General features: G+C 63.3%; 24 protein-coding genes and 1 tRNA gene. 18 read left to right on the top strand and 7 right to left on the bottom strand.

The features are described 5' to 3' along the window. Positions 1–5: 5 nt before the first annotated feature. The 7 genes from ccoN to CTA01S_RS11745 are packed head-to-tail and all read left to right on the top strand — an operon-like array spanning position 6 to position 5,290. Positions 6–1,457: a cytochrome-c oxidase, cbb3-type subunit I gene (gene ccoN, locus CTA01S_RS11775; protein WP_019559378.1), complete on the top strand. Its 1,452-nt coding sequence runs from the start codon at positions 6–8 to the stop codon at positions 1,455–1,457. 30 nt (positions 1,458–1,487) lie between these two features. Then, positions 1,488–2,117 carry a cytochrome-c oxidase, cbb3-type subunit II gene (gene ccoO / locus CTA01S_RS11770; RefSeq protein ID WP_019559379.1) on the top strand — a complete coding sequence of 210 codons (630 nt, stop codon included), beginning with the start codon at positions 1,488–1,490 and terminating at the stop codon, positions 2,115–2,117. Positions 2,118–2,133: 16 nt separating this feature from the next. Continuing rightward, the gene (locus tag CTA01S_RS11765) at positions 2,134–2,271 is read left to right on the top strand and encodes a CcoQ/FixQ family Cbb3-type cytochrome c oxidase assembly chaperone (protein WP_026329926.1); all 138 of its coding nucleotides are present in this window, start codon (positions 2,134–2,136) and stop codon (positions 2,269–2,271) included. Between the two features lie 12 nt (positions 2,272–2,283). After that, positions 2,284–3,198, top strand: a complete 915-nt coding sequence (gene ccoP, locus CTA01S_RS11760; RefSeq protein ID WP_062195776.1) for a cytochrome-c oxidase, cbb3-type subunit III — start codon at positions 2,284–2,286, stop codon at positions 3,196–3,198. Continuing rightward, a complete protein-coding gene (gene ccoG, locus CTA01S_RS11755; RefSeq protein WP_083932360.1) occupies positions 3,179–4,687 on the top strand; it encodes a cytochrome c oxidase accessory protein CcoG in 1,509 nt (502 codons plus the stop codon). The genes ccoP and ccoG overlap by 20 nt, the downstream gene beginning before the upstream one ends. A 26-nt stretch (positions 4,688–4,713) precedes the next feature. Continuing rightward, positions 4,714–5,004, top strand: a complete 291-nt coding sequence (locus CTA01S_RS11750) for a hypothetical protein (protein ID WP_232301057.1) — start codon at positions 4,714–4,716, stop codon at positions 5,002–5,004. A gap of 49 nt (positions 5,005–5,053) precedes the next feature. Further along, a complete protein-coding gene (locus tag CTA01S_RS11745) occupies positions 5,054–5,290 on the top strand; it encodes a hypothetical protein (RefSeq protein WP_033370843.1) in 237 nt (78 codons plus the stop codon). Between the two features lie 16 nt (positions 5,291–5,306). Here CTA01S_RS11745 and fnr read toward each other — a convergent pair whose 3' ends face one another. After that, on the bottom strand, positions 5,307–6,026 hold the full coding sequence (gene fnr, locus CTA01S_RS11740) for a fumarate/nitrate reduction transcriptional regulator Fnr (RefSeq protein ID WP_019559385.1): 720 nt from the start codon (positions 6,024–6,026) through the stop codon (positions 5,307–5,309). A gap of 267 nt (positions 6,027–6,293) precedes the next feature. Here fnr and hemN point away from each other — a divergent pair, with 267 nt between their 5' ends. From hemN to icd, 3 genes are all read left to right on the top strand, one after another. Then, on the top strand, positions 6,294–7,700 hold the full coding sequence (hemN, locus tag CTA01S_RS11730; protein WP_062195769.1) for an oxygen-independent coproporphyrinogen III oxidase: 1,407 nt from the start codon (positions 6,294–6,296) through the stop codon (positions 7,698–7,700). Between the two features lie 13 nt (positions 7,701–7,713). Next, positions 7,714–8,394 carry a sulfite exporter TauE/SafE family protein gene (locus CTA01S_RS11725; RefSeq protein ID WP_062195766.1) on the top strand — a complete coding sequence of 227 codons (681 nt, stop codon included), beginning with the start codon at positions 7,714–7,716 and terminating at the stop codon, positions 8,392–8,394. A 138-nt stretch (positions 8,395–8,532) separates the two neighbouring features. Then, positions 8,533–9,786, top strand: a complete 1,254-nt coding sequence (gene icd / locus CTA01S_RS11720; RefSeq protein ID WP_019559389.1) for an NADP-dependent isocitrate dehydrogenase — start codon at positions 8,533–8,535, stop codon at positions 9,784–9,786. Between the two features lie 173 nt (positions 9,787–9,959). Here the strand turns inward: icd and CTA01S_RS16975 are convergent, their stop codons facing one another. After that, entirely contained in the window at positions 9,960–10,274 is a 315-nt protein-coding gene (locus tag CTA01S_RS16975; protein WP_019559390.1) for a cold-shock protein, read from the bottom strand. A 186-nt stretch (positions 10,275–10,460) separates the two neighbouring features. Here CTA01S_RS16975 and clpS point away from each other — a divergent pair, with 186 nt between their 5' ends. Continuing rightward, positions 10,461–10,820, top strand: coding sequence for an ATP-dependent Clp protease adapter ClpS (gene clpS, locus CTA01S_RS11710; protein ID WP_026329929.1), 360 nt, complete (start codon positions 10,461–10,463; stop codon positions 10,818–10,820). Beyond that, positions 10,817–13,123 carry an ATP-dependent Clp protease ATP-binding subunit ClpA gene (gene clpA / locus CTA01S_RS11705; RefSeq protein WP_019559392.1) on the top strand — a complete coding sequence of 769 codons (2,307 nt, stop codon included), beginning with the start codon at positions 10,817–10,819 and terminating at the stop codon, positions 13,121–13,123. The genes clpS and clpA overlap by 4 nt, the downstream gene beginning before the upstream one ends. Before the next feature lie 56 nt (positions 13,124–13,179). On the opposite strand, the gene CTA01S_RS11700 is transcribed toward clpA, so the two are convergent. From CTA01S_RS11700 to CTA01S_RS11680, 5 genes are all read right to left on the bottom strand, one after another. Next, positions 13,180–13,968, bottom strand: coding sequence for a M90 family metallopeptidase (locus CTA01S_RS11700; RefSeq protein WP_062195764.1), 789 nt, complete (start codon positions 13,966–13,968; stop codon positions 13,180–13,182). A gap of 5 nt (positions 13,969–13,973) precedes the next feature. Continuing rightward, positions 13,974–14,786: a UDP-2,3-diacylglucosamine diphosphatase gene (locus CTA01S_RS11695; RefSeq protein ID WP_371326096.1), complete on the bottom strand. Its 813-nt coding sequence runs from the start codon at positions 14,784–14,786 to the stop codon at positions 13,974–13,976. A 5-nt stretch (positions 14,787–14,791) separates the two neighbouring features. Then, entirely contained in the window at positions 14,792–15,286 is a 495-nt protein-coding gene (locus CTA01S_RS11690; protein WP_062195759.1) for a peptidylprolyl isomerase, read from the bottom strand. A 3-nt stretch (positions 15,287–15,289) separates the two neighbouring features. Next, positions 15,290–15,856, bottom strand: coding sequence for a peptidylprolyl isomerase (locus tag CTA01S_RS11685; protein WP_062195832.1), 567 nt, complete (start codon positions 15,854–15,856; stop codon positions 15,290–15,292). 85 nt (positions 15,857–15,941) lie between these two features. Further along, positions 15,942–16,493, bottom strand: coding sequence for a tetratricopeptide repeat protein (locus tag CTA01S_RS11680; protein WP_062195829.1), 552 nt, complete (start codon positions 16,491–16,493; stop codon positions 15,942–15,944). Between the two features lie 110 nt (positions 16,494–16,603). Here CTA01S_RS11680 and cysS point away from each other — a divergent pair, with 110 nt between their 5' ends. The 6 genes from cysS (at position 16,604) to CTA01S_RS11650 (ending at position 22,556) form a co-directional block, all read left to right on the top strand. Further along, positions 16,604–17,977, top strand: a complete 1,374-nt coding sequence (cysS, locus tag CTA01S_RS11675; RefSeq protein ID WP_019559398.1) for a cysteine--tRNA ligase — start codon at positions 16,604–16,606, stop codon at positions 17,975–17,977. Between the two features lie 5 nt (positions 17,978–17,982). Beyond that, complete coding sequence (locus tag CTA01S_RS11670; protein ID WP_062195758.1) at positions 17,983–18,624, top strand: DNA-3-methyladenine glycosylase family protein; 642 nt, start codon at positions 17,983–17,985, stop codon at positions 18,622–18,624. Between the two features lie 67 nt (positions 18,625–18,691). Beyond that, positions 18,692–19,666, top strand: a complete 975-nt coding sequence (locus CTA01S_RS11665; RefSeq protein WP_019559400.1) for an acetyl-CoA carboxylase carboxyltransferase subunit alpha — start codon at positions 18,692–18,694, stop codon at positions 19,664–19,666. Further along, on the top strand, positions 19,663–20,988 hold the full coding sequence (gene tilS / locus CTA01S_RS11660; RefSeq protein ID WP_062195756.1) for a tRNA lysidine(34) synthetase TilS: 1,326 nt from the start codon (positions 19,663–19,665) through the stop codon (positions 20,986–20,988). Before CTA01S_RS11665 ends, tilS begins: the two co-directional genes overlap by 4 nt. 138 nt (positions 20,989–21,126) lie before the next feature. Beyond that, a complete protein-coding gene (locus tag CTA01S_RS11655; RefSeq protein WP_019559402.1) occupies positions 21,127–22,395 on the top strand; it encodes an aspartate kinase in 1,269 nt (422 codons plus the stop codon). Positions 22,396–22,463: 68 nt separating this feature from the next. Further along, a tRNA-Ser gene (locus tag CTA01S_RS11650) sits at positions 22,464–22,556 on the top strand. Positions 22,557–22,619: the final 63 nt, after the last annotated feature.

Below are 22,619 nucleotides of genomic sequence, written 5' to 3'. Positions count from 1 at the left end.
GCGACATGTCTTCGTCATCGACGTTCTCCGCCGCTTCGGCGGTGAACTACAACGACACCGTGGTTCGGCAGTTTGCGATCGCCGCCATCGTCTGGGGCGTGGTGGGGATGCTGGTGGGCGTGTGGATCGCCGCCCAGCTGGCCTGGCCACAGTTGAATTTCGGCATCCCCTGGCTCAGTTATGGCCGCCTGCGTCCGCTGCACACCAATGCCGTGATCTTCGCCTTCGGCGGTAGTGCGTTGTTTGCCACCAGCTACTACGTGGTGCAGCGTACCTGCCAGGTGAGGCTGATCTCCGACAAATTGGCGGCCTTCACCTTTTGGGGATGGCAGGCCGTCATCGTGGCGGCGGCCATCTCATTGCCCATGGGCTACACCAGCGGCAAGGAATATGCCGAGCTCGAATGGCCGATCGACATCCTCATCACCGTGGTATGGGTGGCCTACGCGGTGGTGTTCTTTGGCACCATCGGCATCCGCAAAGTGCGCCACATCTACGTGGCCAATTGGTTCTTCGGGGGCTTCATCCTGGCCGTGGCTTTGCTGCACTTGGTCAACAGTGCGGCCATGCCGGTCAGCTTCATGAAGAGCTACTCGGCCTACGCCGGCGTGCAAGACGCCATGGTGCAATGGTGGTATGGCCACAATGCCGTGGGCTTCTTTTTGACCGCGGGCTTCCTGGGAATGATGTACTACTTCATTCCCAAGCAGGCCGAGCGCCCGGTGTACAGCTATCGCTTGTCCATCGTGCACTTTTGGGCCTTGATCTTCACCTACATGTGGGCAGGCCCCCACCATCTGCATTACACCGCGCTGCCGGACTGGGCGCAAAGCGTGGGCATGCTGTTCTCGCTGATCCTGCTGGCGCCCAGCTGGGGCGGCATGATCAACGGCATCATGACCCTCTCGGGGGCTTGGTACAAGCTGCGCGACGATCCCATCCTGAAGTTCCTGATCGTGTCCCTGTCGTTCTACGGCATGAGCACCTTCGAGGGACCGATGATGTCGATCAAGACCGTCAACGCCCTGAGCCATTACACCGACTGGACGGTCGGGCATGTGCACTCCGGCGCATTGGGCTGGGTTGGACTGATCACCATGGGTTCGCTGTACTACCTCGTGCCGCGCCTGTACGGGCGCAAGCAGATGCACAGCGTGCGCGCCATCGAGCTGCACTTCTGGATTGCCACCATCGGCATCGTGCTCTACATCGCCGCGATGTGGATCGCCGGCGTCATGCAAGGCCTGATGTGGCGCGCCATCAACCCCGACGGAACACTCACCTACAGCTTCGTCGAAAGCGTCAAGGCCACCTATCCCTTTTACGTCATCCGACTGCTGGGCGGCATCCTCTACCTCGCCGGCATGGGCGTGATGGCCTGGAACGTGGCCATGACCGTGCGCAGCGGCCGCGCGACTGAAGTGGCCATCCCGGCCATGAAGCCTGCGACGGCTTGAGGCTGGGATCCCAGATTACGAGGACTCATCATGGCTGATTCCTACAACAAGCCTGGCTTGTTCACCCACGAGAAGATCGAGACCAACAACTTCTTGATGATCCTGCTGATCATCTTGGTGGTGTCGATCGGTGGCCTGGTCGAGATCGTGCCGCTGTTCTTCCAACGATCCACGACCCAAGCCGTCGAGGGGCTGAAACCCTACACCCCGCTGCAATTGGTGGGGCGCGACATCTACATCCGCGAAGGCTGCTATGGCTGTCATTCGCAAATGGTGCGGCCCTTCCGTGCCGAGACGCTGCGCTACGGACCGTATTCCACCGCCGGTGAGTTCGTCTATGACCACCCCTTCCAATGGGGCAGCAAGCGCACCGGACCGGATCTGCACCGCGTCGGTGGCCGCTATAGCGACGAATGGCACCGCATCCACCTGATCAACCCGCGCGATCTGGTGCCCGAATCCAACATGCCCGCGTACCCTTGGCTGGCCAAGACCGTGCTCGATCCTCAAGACGCCGTGGCCCGCATGCGTGCGCTGCGTCGCCTCGGCGTGCCGTATAGCGACGAGGAGATTGCCAAGTCCCCCGACGAGCTCAAAGGCAAGACCGAGATGGATGCCGTGATCGCCTACTTGCAGGTGCTTGGCACTGCCATGAAGTGAGGGACAGACGATGGACATCGATGTGAACGACCTGCGCATCATCGTGACGGTGGTGTCGTTGCTGATCTTCATCGGCATCTGCGGCTGGGCCTATGCCCGCCGTAACCGAGAGCGCTTCGACGAAGCGGCCCGCCTGCCCTTCCAATCTGAATAGCCCGAGCACACCATGAGCGACTTCTTCCATGACGGCTGGTCGATCTTCATCGCCGTCACCACCATCCTGAGCTTGATCGCATGCTTGTTGCTGCTCATCGTGGCGTCCAAGCGCAAGATCATGGCCAACGACAACACCACCGGTCATGTCTGGGACCAAGATCTCAAGGAATTGAACAACCCGCTGCCGCGCTGGTGGATGGGGCTGTTCGTCATCACCGTTGTGTTTTCCGCCATCTACCTGGTGTTCTACCCTGGGCTGGGCAGCTATCAAGGCCGCTGGGGATGGTCTCAGGCAAGCCAATACGAGAAGGAAATGGCCAAGGCACAGGCTCAGCTCGAACCTTTGTACGAACAGTTCAAAGGCAAGACGGCCGAGCAGTTGGTGGCTGATGCGCGGGCCATGGGTATCGGCGAGCGTCTGTTCTTGAACTGGTGTGCTCAATGCCATGGCTCCGACGCGCAAGGCGGTCGCGGATTTCCCAACCTCACCGATGGAGACTGGCTGTGGGGCGGCACACACGAGGACATCAAAACCACCATTGCACAAGGACGCACTGGAGTGATGCCGCCGATGGGCCAGGCCATCGGCGGGGGTGAAAACGTGCGCAACGTGGCGCATTACGTGATGAGCCTGTCGGGCAGCCCGCACGATCCGATCGCCGCCCAACTGGGCCGCTCCAAGTTCGGTGCCTGCGCGGCTTGCCATGGCCAGGACGGTAAGGGCAACCCCACGATGGGCGCTCCCAACCTGACCGACCGCATTTGGCTGCATGGTTGGGGAGAGCAGGCCATCATGCATATCATCAACAACGGCAAGACCAACGTCATGCCGCCGCATGCCGGCAAACTCACCGAGTCGCAAATCCACGTCTTGGCCGCCTACGTTTGGGGTCTGTCGCACCCGGATGCGGGGCAGGCACGCTGAGCGTGCGCGTCAATGGAGCCATCCGGTGAGCCGTACCGAATCCAAGATCATTGCCCTGCGGCCCGCCGCCGCAGACAACGGTGATGCGGCGGGCCAGACGGTGTCTCTGTATCAGAAGCAGCAGAAGATCTACCCCCGCGCCGTCCATGGCTGGTTTGCGGCGTGGCGCTGGGCGCTGGTGTGGCTCACCCAACTCGTCTTCTATGGGCTGCCTTGGCTTCAGTGGAACGGGCGCCAGGCCGTGCTCTTCGACCTGGCGGCGCGGCGTTTCTACATCTTCGGCTTGGTGCTCTACCCGCAGGACTTCATCTACCTGACGGCGTTGCTCGTCATTTGCGCCTACGCATTGTTTCTGTTCACAGCGGTGGGGGGGCGACTGTGGTGTGGTTATGCCTGCCCGCAGACGGTCTACACCGAGATCTACATGTGGGTCGAGCGCAAGATCGAGGGCGACCGCAGCGCACGCATGCGACTCGATCAAGGCCCATGGACCTTCCAAAAGCTGTGGCGCAAGACGGCCAAGCAAGTCGCATGGGTGGCCATCGGTCTGTGGACCGGATTCACCTTCGTCGGCTACTTCACACCCATCAAGACACTCGGCGCGGAAGCGCTGACACTGGGCCTGGGGCCCTGGGAGTGGTTTTGGATTTTGTTCTACGGCTTGGCCACCTATGGCAATGCCGGCTACCTGCGCGAGCAGGTGTGCAAGTACATGTGTCCCTATGCGCGCTTCCAGAGTGCGATGTTCGACCGGGACACCATGATCATCACCTACGATGCGACGCGCGGCGAACCCCGCGGCTCCCGCCCCCGCAAAGCCAATCCGAAGCAACTCGGACTGGGCCACTGCATCGACTGCAGCTTGTGCGTGCAGGTCTGTCCTACCGGCATCGACATCCGCAACGGCTTGCAATACGAGTGCATCGGCTGCGCCGCATGCATCGATGTGTGCAACGGCGTGATGGACAAGATGAACTATCCGCGTGGGCTGATCCGCTATTCCACACAGAACGGCATGAGCCATGGCTGGACGCGAGCACAGATGTTCAAGCGGGTGCTGCGCCCACGGGTGCTCGTCTACACCGCCATCCTTGCGTTCATCGGTGCGGCTTTTGTCGGCAGCCTGGTGCTGCGCAGCCCCTTCAAAGTGGACGTCATCCGCGACCGCGGGGCGCTGGCGCGCATCGTCGAGGATGGCTACGTCGAAAACGTCTATCGTTTGCAAATCATGAATGCGCTGGAGCAGCCTGAGCGATACCGCATCGGCGTCTCGGGGCTGGAGGGTTTGCGCCTGGCCTCCGAGTCTCAAGTCGAGGTCGAACCTGCCGCTTCGCGTTGGGTGGTGGTGCGCGTCCAGTTGCCGCCGCAGCACGCCGAGCCCTTGCGAGGGCATACCCATCCTATCGAGTTTCGTATCGACCGCTTGCCCCAGGGCGGCCAGACCGAGCATCGCGTGCTCGAACGATCCACCTTCTTGGTGCCGCGTTGAGCGGCAACCCTTGGGAGACCCCTGCCATGAGCCGACCTGCCAATCTGTCTCTTGCCCAACGAGCCGGCGCGCCATGGTGGCGTGAGCCCATGATGTGGCTGGTGTTGGGCGCCCCCGCGGCGGTGATTGCCGCCTGTGTCGTGACCATCACGCTGGCGATCCGGCATCCCGATCCCGTGCTGCAGCGTAGCGCCGTTTCCGCCACGGCGACCCGTTCCGGCGCAGGCGCGGCCTCCGAGCGGAGTTGGCTGCCTGCGCAACAGGCTCGCAACCACAGTGCCACGCCAGCCTCGGCCCTGACCGGCCGGGGTGAATGAGACGGCACGCGGCGCCACCTTCGTCTTGGTCCGTCGAGGCTCACCTGCGATGAAACTGCCTTGGATGAGTATCCTCTGGCCGGCCTTTTTGATGGCCGGCGTCGTCGAGACGGTCGTCTTCGCGATGGTCGACCCCCAGGAGCTGCATTGGATCGGAGGGGCTCCGATCGAGCTGTCGGTCACGGCGGTCTATTCGTTGGCCTTCTTTTTCTTCTGGGGTGCTTTCATCCTGGCCGGCGTGACGATGCACCTGCTGGCGCACCCGCCGCAGCGAGATGATGCCTGAGTTAGGCGCCAGCGGTTCAGCAGGTGCTGTTGTTGACCAGGCGGCGCAAGCCGTCCTCGTTCAAGATACGGATCTGTCGCTGCTTGACTTCGAGCAAGCCGTCTTCCTGGAATTTCGAGAACGTGCGGCTGACGGTCTCCAGTTTCAAGCCGAGGTAGCTGCCGATTTCCTCGCGAGTCATGCGCAGGATCAGCGCCGAGGGCGAAAAACCGCGCGCCTGCAGGCGCTGCGTGAGGTTCAATAAAAAGGCGGCAAGGCGTTCCTCGGCACGCATGCTACCCAGCAGCAGCATCACACCATGGTCGCGCACGATCTCGCGGCTCATGATCTTGTGAAACGAACTCTGCAACTCGGTGAATTCGCGCGACAGCTCTTCGAGTCGATGGTAGGGAATCACACAGACCTGAGAGTCTTCCAGCGCCACCGCATCGCAGGTATGGCGGTCCTGACTGATGGCATCCAGCCCCAACAACTCCCCAGCCATCTGGAAGCCCGTAACCTGGTCGCGTCCGTCCTCCGAAGACACCCGGGTCTTGAAAAACCCCGTGCGCACGGCGTACAACGACTGGAACGGGTCGCCCGCATGGAACAAGGCCTCGCCGCGTTTGACGCTGCGACGCGAGGCCACCATCTGATCCAGCTTCTCGAGATTGGAGCGAGACAGGCCCACGGGCAGGCACAGTTCGCGCAGATTGCAGCTCGAGCAAGCCACTTTGAGGGAATCGAGTTTGAGCATGCGCGTCGGCTTCTCCTTGAGGTCCATTATGGACCTTTGCGCGTCCTGGGAGACGATCGGAGGGGTGAGGCTTGCGCGGGCCGGCCGTGCCGGAGGCTGGGTCGAGGCGGCCAAGGGGGCCCACAGGGGGGCCAGGCTGGCGTCGGAGGGCGTGTCGAACGGCATGGTGGAGGCTCCTCAGGCAATGTGCCGATTGTTCAGGAGCGTTCTGCACAGGGTCTTGAGCAAGATCAAGTCGTCGGCCGATCGCTCTGGCACAGTGCCCCCATGACGCACGATCCCGCCCTGCCGATCGCCCCCGAACTCTTACAGCGCTTCGACGTTCCGGGGCCCCGCTACACCTCTTATCCGACGGCAGACCGATTCGTCGAAGCCTTTGGGCCGGCGCAACTCGCGCAGGCCCTGGCTCAGCGCGCCGGTGGGGTGGGGGCCGTCGGGGGACGCGCTGCGGCCTTGTCCTTGTATGTGCACATCCCGTTTTGCGAGTCGGTGTGCTACTACTGCGCGTGCAACAAGATCATCACCCGCCATCACGAGCGGGCGGGCCAATACCTCGAGGCCCTGGAACGTGAAATCGCGTTGTACGTCGATGTCCTGGGGCGCGACCAGCCGGTCAGCCAGCTGCACCTCGGGGGCGGCACGCCGACCTTTCTTGCCGACGAGGAACTCGCAAGGCTGATGCAGGTCTTGCGAACCTCTTTCCGGTTGGTGCCCGGCGGGGAATACAGCATCGAAGTCGATCCTCGCACCGTCTCGCCGCAGCGCTTGTCCCATCTGGTGTCGCTGGGTTTCAATCGCATCAGTTTGGGCGTGCAGGATTTCGATCCCGACGTGCAAAAGGCGGTGCATCGCGTGCAGTCCTTCGACAGCGTGGCTCGTTTGATCGAGCAGGCGCGCGAGCTGGGCATCGAATCGGTCAATGCCGATTTGATCTATGGGTTGCCACGACAGACGGCGACCTCATTTGCCCGCACGCTGGAGCTCATGGGCCAGTTGCGGCCGGACCGCATCGCCTTGTACGGCTATGCGCACCTGCCAGCGCGATTCAAGCCTCAGCGGCGCATCGATGCCAGCGAGCTGCCCGGACCTGCCGACAAGCTGGCCATGTTGTCGGCGGCCATTGCCAGCTTCGCTCGGGCCGGCTACGACTACATCGGCATGGACCACTTTGCCTTGCCCAACGATGCGCTGGCCGTGGCCAAGCGCCAAGGCCGACTGCACCGCAACTTCCAGGGCTACAGCACCCAACCCGATGCCGACCTCATTGCCTTGGGTGTGTCAGCGATCGGCCGGGTGGGCAGTCACTACAGCCAGAACGTCAAAACCCTGCCCGAGTATTACGACGCCTTGCGCCAAGGGCAATTCCCTGTGGCCCGAGGCTTGGCACTCACGCGCGATGACCTGGTCCGCCGCGCCGTCATCATGGCCCTCATGTGTCAAGGGCAGGTCGCGTTCGAGTCCATCGAACTGTCGTACCTGATCGACTTCCGCCACTACTTCGCGGCCGAAATGGCGCAGCTCGAACCCCTGGCCGCGCACGGGCTGCTGCGCATCGAGCCCGATGGCCTGTATGTGACGCCGTCGGGCTGGTACGTCGTGCGGGGCATCGCGATGGTCTTTGACAAATACCTGCAGGCCGAGCGCAGCCGCGAGCGATTCTCCCGCATCATTTGACGATGAACGGACGATGAACGCGGCCTTGCTGCTCAGTGCGGGATTGATGGGCCTGGCCGGGAGCCTGCATTGCACCGCCATGTGCGGCGCTGCCACACTGGCCCTCGGTCGCTCGGGAACCCGTGGGTGGGCGTTCCAGGCCGGGCGCTTGCTCGGCTATGGAATGGCCGGTGCAGTGGCTGCCGGCGCCCTGCAGTCCCTGCAATGGGCGGCGGCGCAGCTGAGCGTGCTCAAACCCTTCTGGGCCATGTTCCATGTGGCCGTCATCGCCCTGGGGCTGAGCCTGCTGTGGCGGGGGCGCCAGCCGCACTGGCTCGACGCGCTGGCCCACCACATCTGGCAGCGTCTGCGCCAAGGCCCCCTGCGGCGCTGGCCGCTGCAGGGCGCAGCCAGCGCCCTGGTGGCCGGGCTGATGTGGGTGCTGCTGCCCTGTGGGCTGTTGTATTCGGCCTTGATGGTGGCGGCCCTGGGCAACTCGATGGCCGAAGGGGCTGCGGTGATGCTGGTCTTCGCGCTGGCGTCGGCCGTGGGCTTGCAGGCCCTGGCGTTGACATGGCAGCGCCTGCGCGGGGCGGACGCCGGGTGGCGGGGCACCTGGGTGGTCCGTGCCGCCGGGGCGATCCTGGCCGCCAGCTCCGCCTGGGCCCTGGGGCACGGCCTGTGGATGAACTTTGGCGCACCGGTGTGTCGATGAGGCTGTGCGATTGGCGCCTGGACGATGCGCCGGCCCCCCGCAAGCGGCCGTGGGCACGGCCTGCACTGCCTTAGAATCGTTCGTCTAAAACAATCTCTCACCCTGAGTTTTCACTCGGTTTTGCGCGGAGCTTGCGACATGTACCAGCACATCAAGGTGCCCGAGGGCGGGCAGAAGATCACCGTCAACAAAGACTTCTCGCTCAACGTGCCCGACAACCCGATCATCCCTTACATCGAGGGCGATGGCACCGGCTTCGACATCACGCCCGTGATGATCAAAGTGGTCGATGCGGCGGTGGCCAAAGCCTATGCGGGCCAGCGCAAGATCCACTGGATGGAAATCTATGCCGGTGAGAAGTCGACGAAAGTGTACGGGCCCGATGTCTGGCTCCCCGACGAAACGCTGCAAGTGCTCAAAGAGTACGTCGTCTCCATCAAAGGCCCCTTGACCACTCCGGTCGGCGGTGGCATCCGCTCGCTGAACGTGGCCCTGCGGCAGGAGCTCGACCTGTACGTCTGCCTGCGTCCGGTGCGCTACTTCAAAGGGGTGCCCTCGCCGCTGAAAGAGCCCGAGAAGACCGACATGGTGATCTTCCGCGAGAACTCGGAGGACATCTACGCCGGCATCGAATGGGCTGCCGAGTCCGAGCAGGCCAAGAAGGTCATCGCCTTCCTGCAGAAGGAGATGGGGGTCAAGAAGATCCGCTTCCCCGAGACCTCGGGCATCGGCATCAAACCCGTCTCGCGCGAAGGCACCGAGCGCCTGGTGCGTAAAGCCATCCAGTACGCCATCGACAACGACAAACCCTCGGTGACCCTGGTTCACAAGGGCAACATCATGAAGTTCACCGAAGGGGCTTTCCGTGACTGGGGATATGCCCTGGCTCAGAAGGAATTCGGCGCCGAACCCATCGACGGTGGCCCGTGGTGCAAGTTCAAAAATCCCAAGACGGGCAAGGACATCGTGATCAAAGATGCGATAGCCGACGCCTTCTTGCAGCAGATTTTGCTGCGCCCGGCCGAATATTCCGTGATTGCCACGCTCAATTTGAACGGCGACTATATCTCCGACGCTTTGGCAGCCCAGGTGGGCGGCATCGGCATCGCGCCCGGCGCCAACCTGTCCGATTCGGTGGCCATGTTCGAAGCCACCCACGGCACGGCGCCCAAGTACGCGGGCAAGGACTATGTCAACCCGGGTTCGGAGATCCTCTCGGCCGAGATGATGTTGCGCCACATGGGCTGGACCGAGGCCGCTGATCTGATCATCAGCTCGATGGAAAAAGCCATCCTGAGCAAGAAAGTCACCTACGACTTTGCCCGCTTGCTCGACGGGGCCACCCAGGTGAGCTGCTCCGGCTTCGGCCAGGTCATGATCGACCACATGTAAGTAAATATGTGAGCCGTGCGCCCCGTGCGCACGTGAGACCCGGCTGGGCGCCCCAGGGCCTCCACCCGATCCAGGGGGTGGGGGCCTTGTCTCTAATGGGGCGAGGCGAAGAGAGGCAATCGCGCACCACGCGCCCTGCGAGCTGGTAGGCGGGCGCCGGGGGGGAGGGCGGCTCAGTCCCCGGCCCGGGAGGCGCTGCCCTGATGCCGGGACGTGTGCGGACGGGATTCCGAGGCTGGGAAGTTGGCTTGCAGCGCCTGGAGCGCGCCGCGCTTGGGCGGCGGATCCAGCGGCTGGATGTTCTGCGCCAACAGGCCCTTGGGGCCCTGGACGAGATCGAAAGCCACCCGGGCGCCTTGCTTGAGGGTGCGGAACCCTTCCATCTGGATGGCGGTGAAATGGGCGAACACGTCGCCACCGCCACCTTCGGGCTCGATGAACCCGAAACCCTTGGCATCATTGAACCATTTGACCGTGCCGACGCCCATGAGGCTCCCCCTCGGATTGCTACTTTTGTCAGAAAATTTTCAGTTTGGCGTTCGAGCCTTGTCAAGGCTGGACGCGCTCGGGTTTGTCTCCAAATGTGAGCAGGATGTGTGAGCAGGATGCCTCGATGAGCGCGGGGGGATGGGCGAGGCGACACCACGGAGGCCGGGACTCGATAGAATGAAATCATGTCCCGAAACGCGACGAATCCGCCTTCATCTCAGCCGCCCGGTCGGCCGCGGCCGGACGACGGCCAGGGCTCAGTCGTTGCCGAGCGCCAGGCCTCCCGGGTCGAGCCGCCTCGCATGTACCAAGTGGTCATGCTCAACGACGACTTCACACCGATGGAGTTCGTCGTGATGGTTTTACAGGAATTTTTTCACCGCGACCTGGAAACGGCCACGCATATCATGCTGAAGATTCACCACGAAGGTCGGGGCGTGTGTGGGGTCTACACCAAGGATGTGGCCGCGACGAAAGTGGAAATGGTGCTTGCCGCCGCGCGCCGCGCGGGGCATCCTTTGCAGTGCATTATGGAGGCCGCATGATTGCCCAGGAACTTGAAGTCAGCCTGCACATGGCGTTCGTCGAGGCGCGCCAGCAGCGCCACGAGTTCATCACGGTGGAGCATCTGTTGCTGGCCCTGCTGGACAATCCGTCGGCGGCCGAGGTGCTGCGGGCCTGCGCGGCCAACATCGAGGATTTGCGCAAGAACCTGACGAACTTCATCAAGGAAAACACCCCGACGGTGGGCGGCACCGACGAAGTCGACACCCAGCCCACCTTGGGGTTTCAGCGCGTGATCCAGCGCGCGATCATGCATGTGCAGTCCACCGGTAGCGGCAAGAAGGAAGTCACCGGTGCCAATGTGTTGGTAGCGATCTTTGGGGAAAAAGACTCCCATGCCGTCTATTACCTGCATCAGCAGGGGGTCACGCGCCTGGACGTGGTGAACTACATTGCCCACGGGATCAAAAAGTCCGATCCGCCCGAGCCGGCCAAGCCCAGCGAGGGGCCGGCGGCCAACGGCGAGGCCGAACGGGACGAGGCCGAAGGCAAGGGTTCGCCGCTGGAGCAGTTCACTCAGAATCTCAACCAGCTCGCCCGAGATGGCAAGATCGACCCGCTCATTGGCCGTGAGCACGAGGTCGAGCGGGTCATTCAAGTGCTGTGCCGCCGCCGCAAGAACAACCCCTTGCTGGTGGGCGAAGCCGGGGTGGGCAAGACGGCCATTGCCGAAGGGTTGGCCTGGCGCATCACCGAAGGCGAGGTGCCCGAGGTCCTGGCCGATTCCACCGTCTACGCCTTGGACATGGGGGCGTTGCTGGCGGGCACGAAGTACCGCGGCGACTTCGAACAGCGCCTCAAGGGGGTGCTCAAGGCGCTCAAAGACCAGCCCAATGCGATCCTTTTCATCGATGAAATCCACACCTTGATCGGTGCTGGCGCGGCCTCCGGCGGCACGCTGGATGCCAGCAACCTGCTCAAGCCGGCGCTCAGTTCCGGTGCAATCAAGTGCATCGGGGCCACGACCTTCAACGAATACCGTGGCATTTTCGAGAAGGATGCGGCCTTGTCGCGGCGCTTCCAGAAGATCGATGTGGTCGAACCCTCGGTGGAGCAGACCGTGGAGATCCTCAAGGGCTTGAAATCCCGCTTCGAGGAGCATCACAGCGTCAAGTATGCGCTTGGCGCCTTGCAAGCCGCGGCCGAGCTTTCGGCCAAGTACATCAATGACCGCCACCTGCCGGACAAGGCCATCGATGTGATCGACGAGGCCGGTGCGGCGCAGCGCATCCTGCCCAAGAGCAAGCAGAAGAAAACCATCACCCGAGCCGAGGTCGAGGAAATCGTGGCCAAGATCGCACGAATTCCCCCGGCCAGTGTCAGCAGCGACGACCGCTCCAAGCTGAAAAATCTCGATCGCGACCTCAAGAGCGTGGTCTTCGGGCAGGATGCCGCCATCGACGCCTTGGCCGCGGCGATCAAGATGGCGCGATCGGGCTTGGGCAAACCCGACAAACCCATCGGCTCGTTCCTGTTCTCGGGGCCCACCGGCGTGGGCAAGACCGAAGTGGCCAAGCAGTTGGCCTACATTCTGGGCATCGAGCTGATCCGCTTCGACATGTCCGAGTACATGGAGCGTCATGCGGTCAGCCGCTTGATCGGCGCACCTCCGGGCTATGTCGGCTTCGACCAAGGTGGTTTGCTCACCGAAGCGATCACGAAAAAGCCACACGCGGTGCTGCTGCTCGACGAAATCGAGAAAGCGCACCCGGATGTCTTCAACGTGCTGCTGCAGGTCATGGACCATGGCACCTTGACCGACAACAATGGTCGCAAGGCCGACTTCCGTAATGTCATCATCATCATGACGACCAATGCGGGCGCCGAGACCATGAGCAAGGCGACCATCGGTTTCACCACGACCCGTGAAGCCGGCGATGAGATGGCCGAAATCAAGCGGCTGTTCACGCCCGAGTTTCGCAATCGCCTGGACGCCATCGTCAGCTTCCGGCCGTTGACCGAAGAGATCATCTTGCGGGTGGTCGACAAGTTCCTGCTGCAACTGGAAAGCCAGCTGGCCGAGAAGAAGGTCGAGGCCACGTTCACCGATGCGCTGCGCAAGCACCTGGCGAAGAAGGGCTTCGACCCCTTGATGGGCGCGCGGCCGATGCAGCGCCTGATTCAGGACACCATCCGGCGGGCTCTGGCGGACGAGTTGCTCTTTGGCCGTTTGGTCGATGGCGGGCGCCTGGTGGTCGATCTGGACGACAAAGGCGAGGTGGTGTTGGACATTCAGCCCCATCGCAGGAGCGACAAGCCCAAGGCCGAACCGGCCACGGCTTGATGCCCCACCCGCTGGGGGGCTTCCAAAGACGGGTCCCAGCGGGGCCCGTTCTGTCTTTAGCCCACCGCTTGTGCTGCCGGATCCTGGCGGAAGTAGCCGCTGAACAAACCGTAGAGCTCGGGATGGTGGCGCCGGAAGTCCCTGGCTGCCACGAAAAATGCTTCGGCAGCCACTGGGAAAAATTCCTCGAGGGATTCGCTGCCGTAGGGGTCGAGAAAGGTGTCCAGTCCCTGATCGACGTCGCGGCAGAACGCTTCATACGCTGGCTCGATCACCGAGCGCCACTGCCGACGGGCTGCCCGATCGGGCAGGGGCGGCATGCCATCGGCTTGACCATCGGCCATGTCGAGCTTGTGGACGAATTCGTGGATCACGACGTTGTAGCCCCACTGAGCCAGCTCGCCAGCCTCGGACACATCGGCCCAGGACAGCATCACCGGTCCGCCTTCCATGGCCTCGCCGGCCAGCACTTCGTCGTAATGATGGACCACCCCGTCCTCATCGGTCACCACGCGGTGAGCCACCACCTCGGCTGGGTGCACCACGATACCGACGAAATCGTCATAGACCTGCAAGCCCAGGTGCAGCACCGGCAGGCAGGCCTGCGCGGCGATCGCAACGGCCATCTCGTCGGTGACGACCAGCCCGTTGGCACCCGAGAACTCTTTACGATCGAGAAACAGCGTGGCCATCCGGCGCAGGGCGGCGAGGTCTTCGGCGGAACGTTCGGCCAGAAAGGGATAGCGTGCCAGGGTATGGGCCCACAAGGGCTCGGGAATGGCGCGGCGCGCCAGCGCACGCGCTTCCACACGTGATCGCCACCGTTGCCACCACCATGCAGCCATGACCGTCAGCGTGGGACCGAGACGGTCACGCGCCGCAGGCCCTCGGCTTGCAGGCGCAGCACTTCGCCTCGTGGGGCATGGTGGGGGTCATCGAAATCCCAATCGGACAACACGTGACGCAGTCGCCCGTCCGGAAGGGGGTGATCGCCCGGGCGGTGAGTGTGACCGTGAATGAGGGCGTGGGCCTGGCATGCACGCAACCACTGCAGCGTGGCCGCGGGGTCTAGGTCGCCATAGCCGTCGAAGCCTTGTTCGCGTTTGCGACGTTCACTGGTGGCACGCATACGGGTGGCCACGGCGCGGCGCTGAGCCAAGGGTTGCGCCAGAAACGCTTGCTGCCATGCCGGATCGCGCACTTGGCGGCGGAAAGCCTGATAGTCGCCGTCGTCCAGACACAGGGCATCGCCATGACTGAGCAGCCAGCGCCGGCCGAAAGCCACCAACACGGTGGGGTCGGACAGGGCTTGCACGCCGCTGCGAGCCAGGAAGTCCGGGCCGACCAGGAAGTCACGATTGCCGGGCATGAAGTACAGCGCTTTGGTGCGCGACACCTCTTGCAACAAGGCGGCGCAGTGCGCTTCGAAACTGCCGGCTTCGGCGGCATCGTCACCGACCCACAGCTCAAACACGTCGCCCAATAGGATCACCGCTTGGACCGGCGCCGTGTGGAGATGGTGTGCCCAGGCCGCCATCGTGGCCGGCAGCCCGGCTTGCAGGTGCAAGTCGGACAGGAGGTCGATCGCGGTCCAGTGCGACGGGGCGTGCAGCTCCGGCACGGGCTGCGGCAACGGTGCTGAGCGTAGGGTGGGGGCGGTCAAGGGGGTCAGACTTCGACGGCTTTCTCGATCACCACGTCATCGATGGGCACGTCGTCGTGAAAGCCCCGTCGACCGGTGCGCACGCCCTTGATCTTGTCGACCACGTCGGTGCCGGCGACGACCTTGCCGAACACGGCATAACCCCAGCCCTGAGGCGTTTCGGACTTGAAGTTGAGGAAGTCATTGTCGGCCACGTTGATGAAGAACTGAGCCGTGGCCGAGTGGGGGTCCGAGGTGCGCGCCATGGCCAGGGTGTACCTGTCATTTTTCAGGCCATTGTTTGCTTCGTTGCGAATGGGCGCATCGGTGGCCTTTTGCTTCATGCCGGGGGCATAGCCGCCGCCTTGGATCATGAAGCCATCGATGACGCGATGGAACACGGTGCCGTCGTAGTGGCCTTTGCGCACGTAGCTCAAGAAATTCGCGGTCGACAAAGGAGCTTTCTCCGCATCGAGCTCGATGCGGATCACCCCGAAATTGGTGTGCAGTTCAACGGCCATGATTCATTTCTCCACAGTGGCGTGACGGATGATCACCGGTTCGACCGGGACATTTTGGTGAGGACCTTTGTTGGTGGTACGCACGGCCTTGATCTTGTCGACCACGTCCATGCCCGCGACCACGCGGCCGAACACCGCATAGCCTTGGCGGTCCGGCGCGTTGGCCGCGTCGAGGAAGGGATTGTCCTTGACGTTGATGAAAAACTGCGCGGTGGCGGAATTCGGGTCCATCGTTCGGGCCATCGCAATGGTGCCGCGCAGGTTGCTCAAGCCATTGCGCGACTCCAGCGGAATCGGCGCCCGTGTCGGCTTTTGGACCATGTCGGGTGTGAAGCCACCGCCTTGGATCATGAAGCCGTCGATGACACGATGGAAGATCGTGCCGTCATAGTGGCCGGCCCGCACATACCCCAGGAAGTTTTCGACGGTTTTGGGGGCTTGGGCTGCATCGAGTTGGATCACGATGTCGCCGAGGGTGGTCGACAGGCGTACCGTTTGAGCCCAGCCGGGCAAGGCGAGAATGCCGCTGAGAACCCAAGCCGCGCCCCAGGCGAAGCAGCGTTGCATCATCTTGAAGACCTCCATGTGTGCGTCTCTGGGTTGGATTGTCGTTCTGCCCGGCATGGGGGGCAGGCCGGCCGGCGCAACCCCGTACTCAACGGGGGGGCAACCGCCCCGGGGTGAAGAGCTCTCGCACCAGGGTCAGTTTGACCGACAAGCCGGGGTGCCCCGGTTGCTGTTCGAGCGCCCGGGCATATGCCTGTCCTGCCAGCTTGGCATAGACGTCGCCCAGATTTTCATGAGCCTGCGCAAAGCGTGGCTGCAGACGCACGGCCATCTCCAACGCCTGTCGGGCCTTTTCGTATTGTTCTTGCCGCGAGTAGATCACGGCGAGATTGTTGTAGAGCTCGGGCACATCTGGGCGGTCCTCGATCAGCCGCAGGTATTGCGCGGCGGCCTCGTCGAGCTTGTTTTGTTCGGTCAGCACCACCGCGCGGAGGAAGCGCAGCTGCAGGTCCTGCGGACGGGCTTGCAGCGCCTGCTCGACGCCGACCAAGGCGTCAGCCGTGCGGCCTTCACGCAGGAGGCGGCGGATCGCATCGGGGTCGGTCGCTTGCCCCCAGCTCACGGCGACCCAAAGGCCCGACACGATGATGGCCGCAAGCCGCAAGCGGCGAAAAGAAGCTGCGCAGACGGGCAGGGGCATGCGATGGGCAACCAACAGCAGTGGCGGGGATATACTCGTTCGATTCTATCGTGACCGCGCCAGCTCTCCAGTAGTCTTACGGGCGGGCACGACCTGAATTGACGGCACCCATGACGCTTTCCATTTACAACACGCTGACGCGCCGGCAGGAGCCCTTTGTCCCCATCGAACCGGGTCATGTGCGCATGTATGTGTGCGGCATGACCATCTACGACTACTGCCACGTGGGCCATGCGCGCATGATGATGGCTTTCGACGTGGTGCAGCGCTGGCTCAAAGTGCTGGGCTATCGCGTCACCTATGTGCGCAACATCACCGACATCGACGACAAGATCATCAAGCGGGCGGTGGAGCGCGGCATCACGATCGGGGAATTGACCCGCGAGATGACCGCCGCCATGCATGAGGACATCGCTCAGTTGGGCATCGAGCCGCCCACGCACGAGCCCCGCGCCACCGAGTACGTGCGCGAGATGATCGATTTGATCGGCCGCCTGGAGGCCAAAGGTCTGGCCTATCGGTCCGCGAATGGCGATGTGAACTACGCGGTGCGGCGGTTTCCCGGGTACGGCAAGCTTTCGGGCAAGTCGCTCGATCAATTGCGCGCTGGCGAGCGCGTGGCCGTGTCCGACGGCAAGGAAGATCCGCTGGATTTCGTGCTGTGGAAGGCGGCCAAGGACAGCGAACCCGAAGAGGCGAAATGGGACGCCCCGTTCGGTCGCGGGCGTCCGGGCTGGCACATCGAATGCTCGGCGATGAGCTGTGCCTTGCTGGGCGAACACTTCGACATTCACGGCGGGGGGATGGATCTGCAGTTTCCCCACCATGAAAACGAAATCGCCCAAAGCGAAGGGGCCTCGGGCAAGCCTTTCGTCAACGTTTGGATGCACAACGGCTTTCTCAACGTTGACAACGAGAAGATGTCCAAATCGTTGGGCAATTTCTTCACCATTCGCGACGTGCTCAAGCGCTTCGACGGCGAAACCGTGCGGTTTTTCATGCTGCGCACCCATTACCGCAGCCCGTTCAACTTCAGCGACGCCCACCTCGAAGACGCCCGTCACGCGTTACGCCGCCTGTACACGGCGTTGGACAAAGTGGCCCCGGCCGACGTGCACATCGATTGGCATGAGCCGCATGCCGCACGGTTTCGCGCGGCCATGAACGATGACTTCAACACGCCCGAAGCCGTGGCGGTGCTGTTCGACCTGGCCGCAGAAACCAATCGCACCGCATCGGCTCAGGTGGCCGGGCTGCTCAAAGCCCTGGGCGGCACGCTCGGGCTGTTGCAGGGGGTGCCCAGAGCCTACCTGCAACACGGAGCCGAGCTGGACGAGGCTGACATCCAGGCCCAGATCGCAGCTCGTGCTGCGGCCAAGAAGGCTCGCAATTTCGCCGAAGCCGACCGCATCCGTGATGCCTTGGCCGCCCGCGGCATCGTGCTGCAAGACACTCCCCAAGGCACCACCTGGGTGAAGGCCTGAACGCCATGGTTCGTGTGGTGACCCCGGATTACTGGGACGATGCCTGCAAGTACCTGAGCCGGCGCGACCGGGTGATGCGCAAGCTCATCCCTCGATTCGGCGAGGCGCGGCTGCAAAGTCGCGGAGATGCGTTTACCACGCTGGCGCGGTCGATCGTGGGCCAGCAAATCTCGGTCAAGGCCGCGCAGGCCGTTTGGGAGCGTTTTGCTGCGCTCGTTCCGGGCCCTTCCACCCGGATCGCACCTTCGGCCGTGCTGGCGCTGCCGGTCGAGCAATTGCGCGCGGCGGGCTTGTCGGCCCGTAAGGTGGAATACTTGCGCGATCTGGCCACCCATTTCGAGCGTGGCACGGTGCATGTGCGCCAGTGGGCCGACATGGACGACGAGGCCATCATCGAAGAACTGGTGGCCATTCGCGGCATAGGGCGCTGGACCGCCGAAATGTTCCTGATCTTCCATTTGATGCGGCCCAACGTCATGCCTTATGACGATGTGGGCTTGCTCAAGGGCATCAGTCTGAACTACTTCAGCGGCGAACCGGTCTCGCGTGCCGAAGCTCGGGAAATCGGGGACGCGTGGGCTCCGTTCCGCTCGGTGGCGACATGGTACATTTGGCGCAGCCTGGACCCCTTACCCGTGGAGTACTAGGCTTCGTTCGCCCCGCGCACATCGAAGACCATCGCGGGGCGCTGCATCCAACGTCGGGAACACCGGGATGAGCAAACGATATTTCCTCGAGTTCGAGCAGCCCATTGCCGAGCTCGAATCCAAGATCGATGAGCTGCGCTATGTGCAAAGCGAGTCGGCGGTGGACATCTCCGAAGAGATCGACCGCCTGAGCAAGAAGAGCCTGCAGCTCACGAAAGACATCTATTCACACCTGACGCCTTGGCAGGTCACGCAAATCGCCCGCCACCCCCAGCGTCCGTATACGCTGGATTACGTGGGGGAGATCTTCACCGAGTTTCAAGAGTTGCATGGCGACCGGCACTTCGCCGACGATCAGTCCATCGTGGGCGGGTTGGCACGTTTCAATGGCCAGCCTTGCATGGTCATTGGTCACCAAAAAGGCCGTGATACGAAGGAGCGGGCGCTGCGCAACTTCGGAATGTCGCGTCCGGAGGGGTATCGGAAGGCCCTGCGCTTGATGAAACTGGCCGAAAAGTTCGGCCTGCCGGTCTTTACCTTCGTCGATACCCCGGGAGCCTATCCGGGCATCGGCGCCGAGGAGCGGGGCCAGTCCGAGGCCATCGGCCGCAATATTTTCGAGATGGCCCAGCTCGAAGTGCCGATCATCGCCACCATCATTGGCGAAGGCGGCTCGGGCGGGGCCTTGGCGATCGCGGTGGGCGACCAGGTGCTGATGCTGCAGTACTCGGTGTATTCGGTCATCTCCCCCGAAGGCTGTGCCTCGATCCTCTGGAAGACGGCCGACCGCGCCGCCGAGGCGGCCGAGGCTTTGGGCATCACGGCGCACCGTCTGAAGGCCTTGGGCCTGGTGGACAAGATCGTCAATGAACCGGTGGGCGGCGCCCATCGCGACCCGAAGCAAATGGCCGCCTACCTCAAGCGCGCCCTCAACGATGCGTTGCGGCAGGTCAGTGACCTTAAGCCCAAAGAGCTGCTCAACCGCCGCTATGAGCGGCTGCAGAGCTACGGCCGCTTCGCCGATACCAAAGCGCATGGATGAAGACCGGGGCTGCCGCGCCAGAGGTGGTGGCGGTCGCCTACAGCGGGGGCCGTGATTCCACGGCCCTTTTGTTTGCCACGCTGCAGGTGGCCAAGTCCGAGGGGTGGCAAGTGGTCGCCCTGCATGTGCACCATGGCTTGCATCCGCGGGCCGACGAGTGGCTGGCGCACTGTCGCCGGCAATGCGAAGCCTGGCAGCGTCGCGGCTGGCCGGTGAGTTTGGCCTGGGAACACCTGGGGCTGCGGCCCGCGCCAGGCCAGAGTGTGGAGGCGGTGGCGCGCCGCGCCCGTTACGAGGCCTTGCGCCGCATGGCGTTGGCGCATGGCGCCTCGGTGGTATTGCTCGGTCACCATCGTACCGACCAGGCCGAAACCTTCATGCTGCAAGCCCTGCGTGGTGCGGGGGTGGCAGGCTTGGCAGGCATGCCTGCGGCGGTGTGTCGAGACGGCGTGCTGTGGGTGCGCCCCTGGTTGGGGCGCCCGCGTCGCGACATCGAAGCCTATGTGCGCCGCTTGCGGCTGCGCTATGTCGACGATGACAGCAATGCCGATGAGCGTTATGCGAGAAACCGGTTGCGGGCTCGCGTTTGGCCGGCTTTGCTGGCAGCGTTTCCTCAAGCCGAGGCGGCCCTGGCCGATGCGGCAGCATGGGCCCAGGAAGCCTCCGCTTGCCTCGACGAGTTGGCCGCGCTGGACCTGTCCGAGCTGCAAGGCGAGCAAGGGCTGGACTTTCGCGCCTGCCTGCGGCTTGCGCCCGCAAGGGCACGCAATGCCTTGCGGGTCTGGATTCGGCAGGTCAGCGGCTTGCGGCCCTCGACGCATCTGCTCGAGCGTGTGTGGACCGAGGGGGCCGTCCAACCGATGGCCCGCTGGCCCTGGGCCGGGGGGGAGTTGCGCTTGTACCGCGGGATGCTGCGCTGGGTGCCGGTGCCTGCTGCGCAGGCGCAGACGTCTGGGCCGTTGCCCGCCCGCGAAGCTTGCCTGAGCCTGCGCGGCGCCGGATCGGTGGCGCTGCCAGGGTGGGGCGGCGTGCTGCATGTGGAGGCGGTGCAACAAGGCGGCGTTCCATGGAGTCGCCTGCGCCGCATCGAGCTGCGTGCTCGTGGGGGCGGCGAGCAGTTCCAAGCTGGGCCAGGACGGCCGCCGCGTGCTCTCAAAAAACAGTTTCAGTCGGCCGGGGTGCCCGCGTGGGCCCGCGAAGGACCGCTGGTGTATGACACGCTCGGGCAGCTCCTCTTCGTGCCGGGCCTGGGCATGGATGCACGTGCATGGGCGGATGCGGGGCGCCGCCAATGGCGCTTGCGTTGGGAGCCGGGTCGCTGACGGTATGTCGCCGTTGGCTCGTCATGCGGCGATCAGCGGTGTCAGTGAAGGAAAACCCGCAGATCGTGCGGCTACAATCGCAGGTTTGCGACCGCGGCGCAAAAGCCAGCCAATCACTCCTTCCGCGCAGCACTTCCCATGGCACTCATCGTTCACAAGTACGGCGGCACGTCGATGGGCTCGATCGAGCGCATTCGTAACGTTGCCAAGCGCGTCGCCAAATGGCACCGGGCAGGACACCAGATGGTGGTCGTGCCTTCGGCCATGAGCGGCGAAACCAACCGTTTGCTGGCCTTGGCCAAGGAGTTGGCCCCGGCGGCTCACACCACAGCCTATGCCCGCGAACTGGACATGATCGCCTCCACCGGCGAGCAGGTCTCGGTGGGCTTGCTGGCCATTGCCTTGCAGGCCGAGGGTATCGATGCGATCAGCTACACCGGCTGGCAAGTGCCAGTGCGCACGGATTCGGCATACACGAAAGCTCGCATCGAGAGCATCGATGACACACGGGTCCGCGCCGACCTCCAAGCCGGCAAGGTGGTGATCATCACCGGCTTTCAAGGCGTCGATGCCCAAGGCCATATCACCACGCTGGGGCGTGGCGGGTCGGACACGTCGGCAGTGGCCATTGCCGCGGCCATGAAGGCGGCTGAATGCCTGATCTATACCGATGTGGATGGGGTGTACACCACCGACCCACGCATCGTGCCGGAGGCGCGCCGGCTGCACACCATCAGCTTCGAAGAAATGCTGGAGATGGCCAGCTTGGGGTCCAAGGTGTTGCAGATCCGCTCGGTGGAATTCGCCGGCAAATACCGCGTTCCGCTGCGGGTCTTGTCGAGCTTCACACCATGGGACATTCCGCTGGACGAAGAGGCCAAGTCGGGCACGCTGATCACCTTTGAGGAAGACGAGAACATGGAAAAAGCCGTTGTGTCGGGCATTGCCTTCAACCGCGACGAAGCCAAGATCACCGTGATGGGCGTGCCCGACAAGCCGGGCATTGCCTACCAGATCCTCGGTGCCGTGGCCGACGCCAACATCGATGTCGATGTGATCCTCCAAAACGTCTCGCATGACGGCAAGACGGACTTCTCGTTCACGGTGCACCGGAATGACTACGCCAAGACCATCGACCTTCTCAAGGAGAAGGTCGTGCCGCACTTGGGTGCCAGCGAGGTCGTTGGTGACACGAAGATCTGCAAGGTGTCCATCGTGGGCATTGGGATGCGTTCGCATGCCGGGGTGGCCAGCCGCATGTTCCGGGTGCTGGCCGAAGAGGGCATCAACATCCAGATGATCACCACCAGCGAGATCAAAACCAGCGTGGTGATCGACGAAAAGTACATGGAGTTGGCCGTGCGCGCTCTGCACAAGGCCTTCGATCTCGATCAGGATTCGGCTTGAATCATCAAGAAACTGTGCGCGGGGCCCGTATTCGCGGTTAGAATGCAGCCCTTCGCCAAATTCCGGTTGGAGACGTGACCGAGAGGCCGAAGGTGCTCCCCTGCTAAGGGAGTATGCGGGCAAAACCTGCATCGAGGGTTCGAATCCCTCCGTCTCCGCCAACCATAAAAGCGGCAAGGACCGCGACAGACCGCCAGACCCTCTACAGAGCCCCGCCAGCCGGG

Origin of the sequence: Caldimonas taiwanensis NBRC 104434 (assembly GCF_001592165.1) — a bacterium.
GTDB lineage: Bacteria > Pseudomonadota > Gammaproteobacteria > Burkholderiales > Burkholderiaceae_C > Caldimonas > Caldimonas manganoxidans.
Note: the sequence above shows the minus strand (reverse complement) of the source record. Positions and strands in the feature narration are given on the sequence as shown.

Bases quoted from the DNA above. Each gene is read 5' to 3' on its own strand.
- ccoN (WP_019559378.1), top strand. From the start codon at position 6: ATGTCTTCGTCATCGACGTTCTCCGCCGCTTCGGCGGTGAACTACAAC.
- ccoO (WP_019559379.1), top strand. From the start codon at position 1,488: ATGGCTGATTCCTACAACAAGCCTGGCTTGTTCACCCACGAGAAGATC.
- ccoP (WP_062195776.1), top strand. From the start codon at position 2,284: ATGAGCGACTTCTTCCATGACGGCTGGTCGATCTTCATCGCCGTCACC.
- ccoG (WP_083932360.1), top strand. From the start codon at position 3,179: ATGCGGGGCAGGCACGCTGAGCGTGCGCGTCAATGGAGCCATCCGGTG.
- CTA01S_RS11750 (WP_232301057.1), top strand. From the start codon at position 4,714: ATGAGCCGACCTGCCAATCTGTCTCTTGCCCAACGAGCCGGCGCGCCA.
- CTA01S_RS11745 (WP_033370843.1), top strand. From the start codon at position 5,054: ATGAAACTGCCTTGGATGAGTATCCTCTGGCCGGCCTTTTTGATGGCC.
- fnr (WP_019559385.1), bottom strand. From the start codon at position 6,026: ATGCTCAAACTCGATTCCCTCAAAGTGGCTTGCTCGAGCTGCAATCTG.
- hemN (WP_062195769.1), top strand. From the start codon at position 6,294: ATGACGCACGATCCCGCCCTGCCGATCGCCCCCGAACTCTTACAGCGC.
- CTA01S_RS11725 (WP_062195766.1), top strand. From the start codon at position 7,714: ATGAACGCGGCCTTGCTGCTCAGTGCGGGATTGATGGGCCTGGCCGGG.
- icd (WP_019559389.1), top strand. From the start codon at position 8,533: ATGTACCAGCACATCAAGGTGCCCGAGGGCGGGCAGAAGATCACCGTC.
- CTA01S_RS16975 (WP_019559390.1), bottom strand. From the start codon at position 10,274: ATGGGCGTCGGCACGGTCAAATGGTTCAATGATGCCAAGGGTTTCGGG.
- clpS (WP_026329929.1), top strand. From the start codon at position 10,461: ATGTCCCGAAACGCGACGAATCCGCCTTCATCTCAGCCGCCCGGTCGG.
- clpA (WP_019559392.1), top strand. From the start codon at position 10,817: ATGATTGCCCAGGAACTTGAAGTCAGCCTGCACATGGCGTTCGTCGAG.
- CTA01S_RS11700 (WP_062195764.1), bottom strand. From the start codon at position 13,968: ATGGCTGCATGGTGGTGGCAACGGTGGCGATCACGTGTGGAAGCGCGT.
- CTA01S_RS11690 (WP_062195759.1), bottom strand. From the start codon at position 15,286: ATGGCCGTTGAACTGCACACCAATTTCGGGGTGATCCGCATCGAGCTC.
- CTA01S_RS11685 (WP_062195832.1), bottom strand. From the start codon at position 15,856: ATGATGCAACGCTGCTTCGCCTGGGGCGCGGCTTGGGTTCTCAGCGGC.
- CTA01S_RS11680 (WP_062195829.1), bottom strand. From the start codon at position 16,493: ATGCCCCTGCCCGTCTGCGCAGCTTCTTTTCGCCGCTTGCGGCTTGCG.
- cysS (WP_019559398.1), top strand. From the start codon at position 16,604: ATGACGCTTTCCATTTACAACACGCTGACGCGCCGGCAGGAGCCCTTT.
- CTA01S_RS11670 (WP_062195758.1), top strand. From the start codon at position 17,983: ATGGTTCGTGTGGTGACCCCGGATTACTGGGACGATGCCTGCAAGTAC.
- CTA01S_RS11665 (WP_019559400.1), top strand. From the start codon at position 18,692: ATGAGCAAACGATATTTCCTCGAGTTCGAGCAGCCCATTGCCGAGCTC.
- tilS (WP_062195756.1), top strand. From the start codon at position 19,663: ATGAAGACCGGGGCTGCCGCGCCAGAGGTGGTGGCGGTCGCCTACAGC.
- CTA01S_RS11655 (WP_019559402.1), top strand. From the start codon at position 21,127: ATGGCACTCATCGTTCACAAGTACGGCGGCACGTCGATGGGCTCGATC.